At 67.2% G+C, this 12,504-nt stretch carries 13 protein-coding genes; 7 read left to right on the top strand and 6 right to left on the bottom strand.

The window, feature by feature from the left end:
* The 7 genes from H5T60_05065 to H5T60_05095 form a co-directional block, all read left to right on the top strand.
* A partial coding sequence (locus H5T60_05065) for a hypothetical protein (GenBank protein ID MBC7241796.1) occupies nucleotides 1-233 on the top strand: 233 nt, incomplete at its 5' end.
* Entirely contained in the window at nucleotides 211-774 is a 564-nt protein-coding gene (locus H5T60_05070) for a peptidylprolyl isomerase (protein ID MBC7241797.1), read from the top strand. The genes H5T60_05065 and H5T60_05070, both read left to right, overlap by 23 nt.
* A gap of 68 nt (nucleotides 775-842) precedes the next feature.
* Nucleotides 843-1,109: a hypothetical protein gene (locus H5T60_05075; protein MBC7241798.1), complete on the top strand. Its 267-nt coding sequence runs from the start codon at nucleotides 843-845 to the stop codon at nucleotides 1,107-1,109.
* Between the two features lie 49 nt (nucleotides 1,110-1,158).
* Nucleotides 1,159-1,794: a VTT domain-containing protein gene (locus H5T60_05080; GenBank protein MBC7241799.1), complete on the top strand. Its 636-nt coding sequence runs from the start codon at nucleotides 1,159-1,161 to the stop codon at nucleotides 1,792-1,794.
* A gap of 98 nt (nucleotides 1,795-1,892) precedes the next feature.
* A complete protein-coding gene (locus H5T60_05085; protein ID MBC7241800.1) occupies nucleotides 1,893-2,876 on the top strand; it encodes a ribonuclease Z in 984 nt (327 codons plus the stop codon).
* A 62-nt stretch (nucleotides 2,877-2,938) separates the two neighbouring features.
* Nucleotides 2,939-3,667, top strand: coding sequence for a gamma-glutamyl-gamma-aminobutyrate hydrolase family protein (locus H5T60_05090; protein MBC7241801.1), 729 nt, complete (start codon nucleotides 2,939-2,941; stop codon nucleotides 3,665-3,667).
* Nucleotides 3,664-4,512 (top strand): glutamate racemase, encoded by an 849-nt coding sequence (locus H5T60_05095; GenBank protein MBC7241802.1) that lies wholly within the window; start codon nucleotides 3,664-3,666, stop codon nucleotides 4,510-4,512. Before H5T60_05090 ends, H5T60_05095 begins: the two co-directional genes overlap by 4 nt.
* Here H5T60_05095 and H5T60_05100 read toward each other — a convergent pair.
* The 6 genes from H5T60_05100 to H5T60_05125 all read right to left on the bottom strand — a co-directional run.
* Nucleotides 4,496-5,500, bottom strand: coding sequence for a bifunctional hydroxymethylpyrimidine kinase/phosphomethylpyrimidine kinase (locus H5T60_05100; GenBank protein ID MBC7241803.1), 1,005 nt, complete (start codon nucleotides 5,498-5,500; stop codon nucleotides 4,496-4,498). The two genes, H5T60_05095 and H5T60_05100, sit on opposite strands and share 17 nt — an antisense overlap.
* A gap of 220 nt (nucleotides 5,501-5,720) precedes the next feature.
* Nucleotides 5,721-6,767, bottom strand: coding sequence for a low-specificity L-threonine aldolase (ltaE, locus tag H5T60_05105; protein ID MBC7241804.1), 1,047 nt, complete (start codon nucleotides 6,765-6,767; stop codon nucleotides 5,721-5,723).
* 68 nt (nucleotides 6,768-6,835) lie between these two features.
* Nucleotides 6,836-9,778, bottom strand: coding sequence for a YfhO family protein (locus H5T60_05110; GenBank protein ID MBC7241805.1), 2,943 nt, complete (start codon nucleotides 9,776-9,778; stop codon nucleotides 6,836-6,838).
* A 58-nt stretch (nucleotides 9,779-9,836) separates the two neighbouring features.
* The gene (locus H5T60_05115; protein ID MBC7241806.1) at nucleotides 9,837-11,393 is read right to left on the bottom strand and encodes a glycosyltransferase family 39 protein; all 1,557 of its coding nucleotides are present in this window, start codon (nucleotides 11,391-11,393) and stop codon (nucleotides 9,837-9,839) included.
* Nucleotides 11,394-11,410: 17 nt separating this feature from the next.
* Nucleotides 11,411-12,103, bottom strand: a complete 693-nt coding sequence (locus H5T60_05120) for a glycosyltransferase family 2 protein (GenBank protein MBC7241807.1) — start codon at nucleotides 12,101-12,103, stop codon at nucleotides 11,411-11,413.
* A 230-nt stretch (nucleotides 12,104-12,333) separates the two neighbouring features.
* Nucleotides 12,334-12,504, bottom strand: a 171-nt coding sequence (locus H5T60_05125) for a hypothetical protein (GenBank protein MBC7241808.1), incomplete at its 5' end; no start/stop codon positions are given.

Here is a 12,504-nt window from a genome sequence, read left to right on the forward strand (position 1 = left end):
TGTCGCACCGGCTGGTGGCGCGCGGCATGACCCAGCGTGAGGCAGTGCTGACGCTGTACCTGGCCGGCGGGCTCCTGGGCGCGCTGGCCATGTTCATCGTCAACGCGGATCGGCTGGAATCCTACATGATCGGCGCGGCCGTCGCCGGCATCGCGCTGTATTTCCTGCACGAGCTGGAATGGCGCGCGCCGGCCCGAAAGGAGGCCCTCCATGAGCGCGAACCGCAACGATAACCGCCGCTGGTGGTGGCTGGCCGCCGTCCTGGCGCTGGCGCTCATTGCCGCCGGCCTGCTGGTGGTCTGGCATCCCTGGTCCCGGCCGGCGCCGGCCCGCTATCTCGCCACTATCGAGACGGACAAGGGCAGTATCGTCATCGAGCTGTACGGCGATATCGCCCCCAAAACGGTGGAAAACTTCGTCAAGCTGGCCCGCCAGGGCTTTTATGATGGGCTGACCTTCCACCGGGTGGTGCCGGGCTTCGTCATCCAGGGCGGCGACCCCAAAGGGGACGGCACGGGCGGCCCGGGCTACACCATCGAAGCGGAGATCAGCTCGCTCTCCCACATCACCGGCACAGTGGCCATGGCCCGCCGGCCCGACGAGGTCAACCCTGAACGGCGCTCCAGCGGAAGTCAGTTCTACATCTGCCTGGCGCCCCAGCCCCATCTGGACGGCCAATACACCATCTTCGGGCAGGTGGTCGAGGGCATGGATACGGTCCTGCGCATCACGCCCGGGGATGTGATGCGGCGGGTGACCATCCGCGAGAAATGAGCCGGCGCACCGTTGGCGGCCGGCGGGGGTTACAAATATTGACGGGGGATTTCGAGGGAGCGGCAGGGATGGCACAGCTTACTCTCTCCCGGGCAGTATGCATCCTGGCCCTCGTTGCCGCGCTGTATCTCGCGCTGGGAGCAGGGTTTCATTTTGCCTGGAAAAGCGCGTTGGATGCCTGCCGGCAGACACGAGAGGCCGCCGGCGAGTTCGTTGAGCCGGAAGTGTTCTGGTGGCCGATCGGTCTGGTGTTCGACATAGTGTACTGGCCGGTGTATGCCTGGGCCAATATGTACCACGACGGAACACCGTTCGCCACACCCTGCACCCATTAGCCGGCCGGGGGTGGGGCCATACCGACATATACAGGACGCGTATCCTTCTATGAATGACTGCGCAAGCCCGTCCGCGCTCCAGAACGGAGCTCAAGAACATAAACGCCGCTTCACCCTGCGGGAGCGGTGGGCCGGCATCCACTGGCGGCAGGCCCTGCCGCGCCTGTTGATGTTCCTCTTCGCCATCGCCATCACCCTGGTCATCATCATGTACCGGGATACGCTGGGGCAGTTCTCTCGCTACGGCCTGCTGGGCATCTTCATCATCAATGTGCTGGGCAACGCCACGCTGGTCATGCCGGCGCCGACCATCGCCTTCGTCTTCGCCTTCGGTAGCACCATGCCGGCCTGGCAGGTGGGGCTGGCCGCCGGCCTGGGCAGTACCCTGGGCGAGATCGTCGGCTACATGGCCGGCTATGCCGGCAGTGCCATCGTCGAGGACCGAGCGCGCTACGAGCGCGTGCGCGCCTACATGATGCGCTACGGCCCCTTCGCGATCTTCGTGCTGGCATTCATCCCCAACCCCATTTTCGACCTGGCCGGCATCGCCGCCGGCACCCTGAAAATGCCCCTGTGGGAGTTCCTGCTCCCCTGCTGGGCCGGCAAGACCCTCAAGATGCTGGCGGTGGCCTACGCCGGCGCCGGCTCCATCACCTTCCTGACCTCGCTCTTCCAATCCTTCTGACCCGCCCCGTCCAAGGGAGGCCGGGAAATTCGCCCCCTGCTCCCCGGCTGTGGTATAATGCCCCCAGCGAATCTCAGAACACCAACAAAGGTCACAGCATGTTCGAACTAGTCTTCCTCGGCACATCGGCATCCGCCCCCTCCGTCCGCAGAGGGCTTTCCTCCGCTGTGGTGCTGTATAAAGAATACCGCTTCATGATCGACTGCGGTGAGGGCACCCAGCGTCAGCTCCTTCAGAGCGGCCTCGGCTTCAAACGGCTGGACAAGATCCTGCTGACCCACGGGCACCTGGACCACATCCTGGGGCTGGGCGGACTGGCCTCGACCTTCGCGCGCTGGGAGATGATCCCGCGGCTGGAGATTTACGGAGGCGCCTGGGCGCTGGAGCGGGTGCGGGCGCTGATGCAGGTGGTTTTCGGCGCCGGCACTCCCCCCATCGAAATCGTCTATGTCGAGATCCGCCCCGGCGTCGTCATGGCTGATGAGCACTTCGAGATCATCGCCTTCCCGGTAATGCACCGCGAGAGCGGAAGCCTGGGCTATACCTTTCAGGAGCGGCCCAAGCGCCGCTTCCTGAACGACAAGGCGGAGGCGTTGGGCGTGCCGGCCGGCCCCGAACGCCGCCGGCTGGTGCAGGGCGAACCCATCACCCTCGCCGACGGCCGCATCGTCACGCCGGATGAGGTGCTGGGACCCGAGGAGCCGGGCGCCAAGCTGGTCTTCGTCGGGGATGCCGGCGAGGTCGAAAGCCTGGTGGAGCCGGCGCGCGGCGCCGACGCCTTGGTCATCGAGGCGACCTACCTGGAGGAAGAGCGCGAGATGGCCCGCCGCTTCGGCCACATCACGGCGCGGCAGGCCGCCGAACTGGCAGTGGCCGCCGGCGTGCGGGAACTCATCCTGACGCACATCTCGCGCCGCTACACCGTCCAGCAGGTGCTGGAAGAGGCGCGCCAGGTCTTCCCCGCGGTACGCGTGGCGCGCGATTTCGACGGCTTCCGCATCACCCGCGACAAGCCCATCACCCTGGTGCGCTACCCGATCTCCGCCGGCGAGGAGCCAGAGGAATCCAAAACCCCATCGTAGGGGCAGTGCACGCTCCGCCCGCATTTCCGCATTCCCACTGCATCAGGAGGATATCCAGAACTATGACCCATCCTGCGATCGGCATCCCATGTGCCCGCATTGAGCTGGACGCGGACCGCCCGCCGGTGATGGGCGTCCAGCGGACCTACATCGAGGCATTAGAGCGCGCCGGCGCGGCACCGCTGTTGATCCCTGTGGGCATGCCGGCAGATGCCCTGCAGGCGCTGGCGGAGCGAGTGGACGGCCTCCTGTTGGCCGGCGGCGAGGACGTGGACCCCCAGTTCTACGGGGCCGAGCGCCATCCCACCATGCGGCACACCGACCCCTTGCGCGACGAGACGGAAATCATGCTGACCCGCTGGATGGTGACCCAGGACCGCCCGGTGCTGGCCATCTGCCGGGGGCATCAGCTCCTGAATGTCGCGCTGGGAGGGACGCTGGTCCAGGACATCCCTTCTGAGCTATTGGTAGCCTGCGACCATCCCCGCTTTTACCCGTCCCACGCCCTGGATGAGCTGGCGCATGAGGTACGGCTGGCAACGGACAGCCGGCTCTTCGCCATCCTGGGGCAGGCATCCCTATGGGTCAACTCGCGGCATCATCAGGCGGTGAAGGAGCTGGGCCAGGGATTGGTCGCCACAGCCTGGGCACCGGATGGAGTGGTAGAGGGCATGGAACTGCCCGGCCGGCGGTTCGTGGTGAGCGTGCAGTGGCACCCGGAGAACCTGCTGGATGCCGTGCCGGCCATGCGCCGGCTGTTCGAAGCCTTCGTCGCGGAGGCGGCCCGATGAGCGACGACCGGCCCATCGCCCTGTTCGATTCGGGCGTGGGAGGGTTATCCGTCTGGCGCGCCGTGCGGGAGCTACTGCCGCAGGAAGGGCTGATCTACCTGGGGGACACGGCCCATATCCCGTACGGCCGGCGCTCCCACGCCGAGATCGAGAGCTACGCCCATGAGATCGTGCGCTTTTTCGTGGAAGAGCTGGAAGCCAAGCTGGTGGTGGTGGCCTGCAACACCGCTTCGGCGGCCAGCCTGCAGAGCCTGCGGGCCAGGTACCCGGTGCCGATCGTGGGGATGGAGCCGGCGGTCAAGCCGGCCACCGAACGCACGCGCCGGCGGCGCGTGGGGGTGATCGCCACCCAGGCCACCATCCAGGCCACGGTCTTCGCCCGGCTGGTGGAACGCTTCGCCAATGGGGTCGAGGTCTGGACGCAGGCCTGCCCGGGCCTGGTGGAAGCGGTGGAGGAAGGCCGGCTGGAGGATGCCGGCACGATCGCCCTCCTGCGCGAGTACCTTTCCCCCATGCTGAAGGCCGGTATTGATGAACTGGTGCTGGGGTGCACCCATTATCCCTTTCTGATGCCGACCCTGCGCCAGGTGGTTGGCCCGGACGTGGATATCATTGACCCGGCGCCGGCGGTGGCGCGCCAGGTGGGCCGGGTGCTGGATATGCACGGCCTGCGCGCCGATCCGCTGTCCGCTGGGAGCACGCGCTTCTTCTGCACCGGGGATGTACAGCGCTTCCGCCAAACCGCGGAGCGGCTGGTCGGGCCGATCGGCGAGGTGTATCCATTGATCTGGGAGAACGGCCGGCTGAGGATGGCGCCGGCCGGCAGTTTCACCAGTGCTCGATAGCCCAGCACAACTCCCGCTGGGTGGTGGTGGCGTTGCCCAGCTTGCGCACCACCAGGCCGGCGGCGTAATTGGCCAGGCGCAGGGCATAAGCAAACGGAAGCTTGGCGGCCAGTGCCATGGTCAGCACAGCGATGACCGTGTCGCCGGCCCCTGTGACATCATAGACTTCACTGCGGTTGACCGCTGGCAGGATGACGAAGCCCTCGTTCCGGCTCAGGCCGGCCATCCCCTGCGGCCCGCGCGTGATGACCACCGCCTGCGTCTGCAGGCCGTCGAGCAGGTCCCGGCAAGCGGCCTCGATCTGCGAATGGGTCACCAGCTCCCGCCCCAGGGTCGCCTCCGCCTCCGCCTGATTGCATTTCACCAGGTCGAACCCCTTGTAGCGCGATAAATTGCCCTGGGAGTCCACCGTGGTCAGAAGGTCATGGGCGCGGGCGATTTCCAGCACCGTCTGGGCCATGCCGTCGGACATGACGCTGGTGCGGTAGTCGGAGACCAGCAGGGCCTCGGCGCGGGGGGCCAGCTCGCGAAGATGAGAGATCAGGGCTTCCTGCACAGCGGGGTCCAGCGGCCGGCGGTCCACCCGGTCAATGCGCGCCAACTGCTGGGGAAAGCGCAGACTGCCGCGCGAGATGATGCGGGTTTTGGTGGTGGTGGGGCGCGAGGGGTCCACCACGACGCCGGCGGGCTCAATGCCGGCCTCTCGCAGTTCCTGCAGGAGCTGACGGCCGGCCTCGTCATCGCCCACCACGCCCACCTGCACCGCGATGCCCTGCAGGGCGATAATGTTGCTGGCCGGATTGGCGCCGCCGCCGGGCCGGTAAAACCTGCGCTCGAACTCCAGCACCGGGATGGGGGCCTCGCGGGAAAGGCGGGTGGCCTGCCCCTCGATGTATTCATCCAGGAAGAGGTCGCCGATGACGACGATGCGACGCCAGGACAGGCGCGGCACGACGGCGATCAGGTCGGCCGGCGCAATTCCGCTCATCGCTCCTGTACGCTGACTCATCTACATGTCCATCTGACAATAGAATCTAAAGGTGTGGAAAGAGCATGGCGGACACATCGCCCCATCCGCGATCCATACCTTTTCCAACGCCCTCTCTAGCGGGATTATACGCTTTGCCGGCGAAGATGACAAGCGGTTGAAGCCGAACCGCGCGGGACCGCCGGCGGACCCCAGGATGTCAGCGAAACGGATCCGGGAGCTACACCTGCCCCAGGACGGCCCGCAATGCCCGCACCGCCTGCTCGACCTTTTCTGGGGTGATCCAGTAGTGAGTGACCAGGCGGAACTCCCGCTCCTTCATCCAACCAATCCGGACCCGATATTCGGATTCCAGGCGCGCCACCAGTTCCTGGGGTTCCAGCGGCACGGATTCGCTCAGCCGAAAGTAGATGATGTTGGTCTGCACGGTGTCGAGGTCAATGATCACCCCTGGCAGGCCGGCGAGGGTTTCCGCCAAGATGCGCGCATGGCGGTGGTCTTCGGCCAGCCGGTCCACCATCTCCTCCAGGGCGACAATGCCGGCGGCGGCAATCACTCCCACCTGGCGCATCCCACCTCCCAGGGCCTTGCGCCAGCGCCGGGCATGGTAGATGAACTCTTCCGTGCCGCAAAGCATGCTCCCCACCGGCGCGCACAGCCCCTTGCTCAGGCAGAACATCACGCTGTCAACGTGCTGGGTGAATTCCGTGATGGGACAACCCAGGGCGACAGCCGCATTAAAGATGCGGGCGCCGTCCAGATGTACCGCCAGACCGTGCCGGTCCGCGATCTCCCTGACCTGGACGAAATAGGCGGGAGGAACGACGACCCCGCCACAGGCGTTATGCGTGTTTTCGAGGAAGATGGCCCGGGTACGGGGGAAATGGGGATTGTCCGGCCGGATGGCCGCCTCGATGGCGGTCAGCGGCAGGGTGCCGTCCGGCAGGTTGGGGACCGGGTGCATAGCGATGCTCCCCAGGGTAGATGCCCCGCCGGCCTCCCAGACGAAGGTATGGCACTTGTCCCCCAGGATGATCTCGTCGCCGCGGCCGCAGTGCACCAGGGCGGCAATGAGGTTGCCCATGGTACCGGTGGGGACGAAGAGGGCGGCCTCCTTGCCGGCGCGTTCGGCGGCCATCCTCTCCAGGCGCTGGACCGTGGGGTCATCCCCCCAGACATCATCCCCCACTTCCGCGGCGGCCATGGCGGCGCGCATGGCCGGCGTGGGCCAGGTCACGGTATCCGAGCGTAAATCCACCGAATCCATCACGTTCATCGTATGCCTCCTGATTGGCTCCCAGACCGTATACTGTTCTGGGATAGGGATATCATCGTTCAACTCCGACGGCGCCGCCACAGCCGCCATCCGATCCCAGCGGCGGCGCCGGCCAGCAGTGTCCCCAGGCTCACCGCGGCGCCGGCGCGCAGGCTGGCCGGCGCGTAGCGAAAGACCACCGTATGCTCGCCGGCCGGCAGGCGCACGGCGCGGAACATCACGTTCGCCCGATACACAGCCACCTCTTGCCCATCCACATAGGCCCGCCAGCCCGGGTAAAAGGCATCGCTCAGCACCAGGTAGGCCGGCCGTTCCGAACGGGTGCGCAGTACCACCTCTTCGGGCGCGTAGCGCTGGATCTCCGCCGGCACGCCTCCGGCCCAGCCGAAGTCCTCCGCCGGCGCGTCATGGACCAGCACCAGCGAACCGGGGTCAAAAGCCTCCCGCCGCATGACCTCCAGCGCCTCCTCGTCGCCCGAGACGGCCCGCGCCCGCCCCACCAGATAGGCGCGCGGCAGGTTATCCAGGTTGCGGTATATCTTGACGTCGCCGGAATGCACCAGTCGGAACCGCCCCCTATCGGAGACCACCAGGCTCCGGTGGGCGCCGGTCCGGCCGTCAATCAAGGAGAGGCCGCGCACCACCAGCCGGCACCCGGCCGGCCCGCTCCAGCGCACCCGCAGTTCCGCCGGCCGGAACGCGCCGCCCAGCGGCAGGCGCGCCGCATAATCCGCCCCGCCGTCCCCCCACTCTCGGCCCACCCGGGCCTGGGCATGCGCTGTGCCAGCGACGTAGCGGCCCTCGGCGGTCTCCCGGCCGGCGCGCACCGGCAGGGCATGCCAGACGCCGGCCGCATCCTGCCAGCGTAGTTCCGCCACCACGGTGTCGTCCGGGCTATCCCCACACCCCTCCAGGTACGAGATGAGGCCAATTTCGGTAGCGGTGAAGCTGTAGGGATTCTCTATCGCGACCTCCGCTTGCCCGCCGGCGCCCAGCGTTGCCCCAAACTGCAGGTCATAAAAGACGTCGTCTATCCAGACATCCCAGACCTTATCGGTGATGACGTATTCGACGTTCAGCAGGGCCAGCAGGCGGGCCGGCGGCACCTGCTTGAGCTGTTCGCGCAGCCGGCCGTCCGGCAGGATATCCTCCGGCGGCAGGAACAGCGACTGCATGGTCACATAGCGCTTGAGCGGGAGCACGCCGCCATCATAGCCATCCACGGCCGCAATGCGGTACAGCAGGGGCAGGTTCGGCGCGATGACCTCCTTCTGCTTGGCCGCCACCACCAGGTCATAGACGGCCTTTTCGGGGAGCCGGCCGCACCAGTTGGCGTAGATATCGGCCAGATCGCCCGGGTCGTACTGGATGCCCGACATGCTCAGGAAGCGGAAGGTCGGCGCGCCGCGCCCCCAATGGGCGGTCCCATCCCCCAGCGCGCTTTCCCCCGCCGGCATATCGCGCTCATCCGCCGGCCGGCCGTCCGGCCGGAGGTGCAGGCCGGCGGCCAGCAGGTGCGCCGGCGCTGTGCGCAGGGAGGAGAAAGCGTCCCACGCGGTGGGCGTCGCCAAAGGCAGGGAACGGCCGGCGGCATACAGTTCGACCACCAGCAGGCCGGCCAGCCCGATGCCGCGCCAGAAGCCGGAAGCCCGACGGCCCAGGATGATCACGGCCGCCAGCAGAATGACGGTGATGCCCCAGCCGGCCGCCGTGCGCGCGGCAGGGCGCTCCAGCCAGCCCGTCGCCAGGCCGGCGCCCATCGTCAGGAGAAGCAGAGCCGCCCCGACAGCGATGACGCCGCGCCGCCGCTGGAGCGCCGTCCATACCGCCTGGGGGCGCGCGCCGGCCAACCAGGCATCTAGGCCGGCGCCGGCCAGCAGTGCCGCGCCCAGCGCGTACAGCACCAGCCAGCGCGCCGGCGCCCGGAAAAGGTTGAAGCCGGGCACCAGGCGGTAGAGGATGTAGTAGAAGGGATTATAGCCGCCGAAGGCCAGGAACAAGCCGGCCAGCGCCAGGCCGGCCCCTGCCCGTACGGTCGCGCGGGATTGGCCGGCCAGCAGGCCCCACACGGCCAGTGCCAGGCCAATCCATCCGATGTAGGCCACATATTCGCTGAACACCATCTCCCCATAGCCGGGGAGGAAAGCGCGCACCAGGAGCTGGGGCTTCAGCGAGAAGGACACCGCCTCGCGGTAGCTCATCCCACCGCCGCGGATGGAGAGCGAGGACAGCTCCAGGGTGGGCAGGAGCTGGACGGCGCACAGGGCCAGCGCCGCGCCGGCGGCCAGCCCCAGCGCGGCGGCGCGCCCGACCAGCCATTTGCCGGCGTACCAGCTTCCTCGCCGCCAGCCGGCGCGCCAGGCTCGCCAGCCCGCATGGCCGGCCGCGTCCAGCGCCAGCGCGAACAGGGCGATGTACCAGGACTGTGTATGGCCGGCCAGGAAGGCGGCCGCCAACAGGCCGGCCAGCGCGAACCAACTGCCGGGCCGCCAACGGGCCGGCCCCTCGCCCCGCTCGACCCCCATGGCATGTTCCAGGCACCACAGCATCCAGGGCAAAAGGGCAGACACAGCGATCTGATTGACATGCTCCGCCTGCGCGCTCAGGAACCCGCCCAGCGCGAAGAGCACGCCGGCCGTCCAGGCGCCGGGCCGCTCCAACCCGCGCCAGCGGGCGTAGATATAGGCGCCCAGGCCGGCCAGGGCCAGATGAAGCAGGATAAAGGCGTTGATGGCGTAGGGCGCCGGCAAACCGACCAGCAGGAGATTCACCGGGTAGAGGGTGCCGGCCTGGATGTTGGCGAACAGCGGCACGCCCAGGAACAGATAGGGGTTCCACAGAGGAAGCCGGCCGGCACGCAGGGCGGATGAGACGGCGTCGCGCAGGGGATAGAAATAGGTGAAGAGGTCCACGCCGACCAGGATGCGGCCGGCAGTGAGGCCGGACCAGAACAGGAGCGGCAGTACGCACAGGCTGAGCGGCCACAGCCAGGCGACGGCCATCCGCCATGGGAACCCCTTCCTTGTACACGCTGGTAGCCGCATCGGCTTGCTCCCTCGCTCAACGCGCCGGCTGGCCGGCCGTTTCCGCGCCGGCATGCAGTTCATACACCCGCAAGGTCACCTGCCCGTCCGGCCGCACCGTCTGAAAGCGCCCCTGCAGAGACAGGCCGGCGGCCTGCAGTGCCTCCGCGACCGGCTCCCACTCACGGCACATCGGGAAGACGATCCAGTGCGGCACGTCCGACCACGCCCGCACCTTCGCCACCACCTCCTCCGGGGAAGTATACCACTGAAAGGCATACGGCGCGTTATAGAGGTAATAGAGATAGTGCCAGCCCAGCCAGTGATGATAGATGACGGCGTTCGCCGGCACATGCGCCCGCACATATTCCGCCACCTGGTCAATGCCCCAGTAGGCCCCATGGTCTCCGCCGGCCGGGTATTCGCCGCGCGCCGCCTGGCCGGTGGGGGAAAGGGCCAGCAGGAATATCAGCGCCAGGATGCCCAGCGCCGCCGGCAGTCGCTCCTGCGTCCGCCAGCGCCGCAGGGCGTGAGTGAACGCCCGCCCCAGGAGCACGGCGGCCAGCGGCACCAGCCCCAGTAGATAGCGGTCCCAAATATTAAAGCGCACCAGCCAGTGCCCCAGCAGGAAGCAGAGGCTGAAGCCGGCGATCATGAGGTCGAAGGCGGCTTCCGCCGAAAGCCGGCCGTTTCGCCAGGAGCGCAGGCCGTCCCACAACAGCCAGGCCAGCGCCAGGACGGCCAGCACGTTCAGGGCCGGCGCCCCCCAGAAGCGCGCCAGCCAGCCGGCCCAGTCCACCGCCCGCTTCCCCCATTCGGACCAGGGGGCCAGGGCCAACCCGCCGTAGCTGATGAGGCTCTGGGCAAAGTATTCCGGCCGGCGCAGGCGCGCCAGGTCCCAGGCCAGCGCCGGCGCAAAGGCCAGCAGAAAGCCGGCCAATCCCCTCGCCCACCAGGTCCGCAGGAGCCGGCCAATGCCTTTTCCGGGGAGTTCCGCCTTCTGCCCGGGGGAAAAGCGCGTCCGCCAGAGGCCGGCCAGCGCCAGCAGTGGTAGGAAGAAGATGCCCTGCTGTTTGGTGGCGAAGGCCGCGCCGGCGAAGGCACCGGCCAGCGTGGGGCGGCCAGCGAGCATGGCGACCAGGCCGGCCAGTACCCACATTACCATCAACGGGTCGGTGAACGCGGTGACGGCAAACGAAATATCAAATGGGCTGAGGGCCAGCAGTCCCAGCGCCAGGAAGGCCGTCTCCTTCCCGTACACCCGGCGGGCGATGCGCTCCACCAGGGCGAGGGATGCCGTGCTGGCGATCAAGCTTGGCAGGCGGGCCGTGAGTTCCGATGCGCCGAAAAGGCGAAACACAAGGGCCAGCAGGTAGGGGAAGGCCGGCGGCTTGTCCACCGGGTAGCTCTCCAGCATGGGGTCAGCGCCGGTGGCGATCTGTAGCCCCCAGTAGGCGTACAACGCCTCATCCGGGTGAAAGCGGTGGATGGTGATCGGGTGCAGGCGCAGGAGCAGGCCGGCGGTGAGCAGGATGCCGCATGCCAGGCGGTACGCCCAGGTCTGCCATCTTGCGGAGAGGCTGTGCGCGCACATAGGGCCTCGCGGCCGGCTCAATCCACGAAGCGGTATTTCAGCAGGGTCCAGATGGCGATGAAGGCGTCCCGGCCTTTGATCTTCTTGCCCTCGTGATACTCGCGGCCGGCGTAGCTGATGGGCACCTCATAGATGCGGTAGCCGCGCTTCAGCACCTTGGCGGTGATCTCCGGCTCCAGCTCAAAGCCGCGGGCGTGCAGGGGAATGGTGCGAATGACATCGGTGGCGAAGAGCTTGTAACATGTTTCCATGTCGCTCAGGATGGTGTCGTACAAGATATTGGTGACGAAGGTGAGGAACTTGTTCGCCACCATATGCCAGAACATCATGGCGCGCCGCGGCCCTCCCAGGAAGCGCGAGCCGTAGACCACCTTGGCCTTGCCCTCGAAAAAGGGCTGGAGCATGATATGATAATCGCGGGGGTCATATTCCAGGTCGGCGTCCTGGATGATGACGGCGTCGCCGGTGACGTGCTGGAGGGCAGTGCGCACCGCGGCGCCCTTTCCCATGTTGCGCTCGTGGTAGTAGACCCGCACCTCGGGCAACTGTGCCAGCTTCTCCTCGACCTGCCGGCTGCCGTCCGTGGAGCCATCGTCCACGATGATGATCTCTTTGTTGATATTCACGGCGCGCACCCGCTGGACGATTTCCTCCAGCGTGCGCACTTCATTGTACACTGGGATGACCACCGAGAGCTTGAACTCAGACATTTGCCGTTTCCCTATCTCGAGAGCGCGAACCTGACGATAGGGCGATTATAACGGAGCCTTCCCCAGCCGGCAAATGTCTGAGGGGTGTTGGAAAGGCACAGCGGGCGAATCCGCTGTTACATGCAGGGCCGGCGCCGGCTGTATCGCGCCTGCCCGCCTGCTTCAGCCCGGCAAACCACGCTTCAGGACCTTTCAACGTCCTCCGGAGGGGCGGCCCATGGGTCGCCCCACTACGGCGCGGCCTGCTCCACAATTTGCTCGGGGGAGCGCACCTCGATTTGGGCGACGCCCTGATACAGCTCAATGCGTCCCGAGACGCAAACGGTCTTCTGGTAATACATGCGCTCTGGCGGCTGTGGGAAATTGTCGCGGTAGCGCCCCCAGATGATGACGTTGAGGCG

The organism is Anaerolineae bacterium (assembly GCA_014360855.1).
Classification (GTDB): domain Bacteria; phylum Chloroflexota; class Anaerolineae; order JACIWP01; family JACIWP01; genus JACIWP01.

Coding starts and splice junctions, on each gene's coding strand:
- H5T60_05070 (MBC7241797.1), top strand. CDS start 211: ATGAGCGCGAACCGCAACGATAACCGCCGCTGGTGGTGGCTGGCCGCC.
- H5T60_05075 (MBC7241798.1), top strand. CDS start 843: ATGGCACAGCTTACTCTCTCCCGGGCAGTATGCATCCTGGCCCTCGTT.
- H5T60_05080 (MBC7241799.1), top strand. CDS start 1,159: ATGAATGACTGCGCAAGCCCGTCCGCGCTCCAGAACGGAGCTCAAGAA.
- H5T60_05085 (MBC7241800.1), top strand. CDS start 1,893: ATGTTCGAACTAGTCTTCCTCGGCACATCGGCATCCGCCCCCTCCGTC.
- H5T60_05090 (MBC7241801.1), top strand. CDS start 2,939: ATGACCCATCCTGCGATCGGCATCCCATGTGCCCGCATTGAGCTGGAC.
- H5T60_05095 (MBC7241802.1), top strand. CDS start 3,664: ATGAGCGACGACCGGCCCATCGCCCTGTTCGATTCGGGCGTGGGAGGG.
- H5T60_05100 (MBC7241803.1), bottom strand. CDS start 5,500: ATGAGCGGAATTGCGCCGGCCGACCTGATCGCCGTCGTGCCGCGCCTG.
- ltaE (MBC7241804.1), bottom strand. CDS start 6,767: ATGGATTCGGTGGATTTACGCTCGGATACCGTGACCTGGCCCACGCCG.
- H5T60_05110 (MBC7241805.1), bottom strand. CDS start 9,778: ATGGCCGTCGCCTGGCTGTGGCCGCTCAGCCTGTGCGTACTGCCGCTC.
- H5T60_05115 (MBC7241806.1), bottom strand. CDS start 11,393: ATGTGCGCGCACAGCCTCTCCGCAAGATGGCAGACCTGGGCGTACCGC.
- H5T60_05120 (MBC7241807.1), bottom strand. CDS start 12,103: ATGTCTGAGTTCAAGCTCTCGGTGGTCATCCCAGTGTACAATGAAGTG.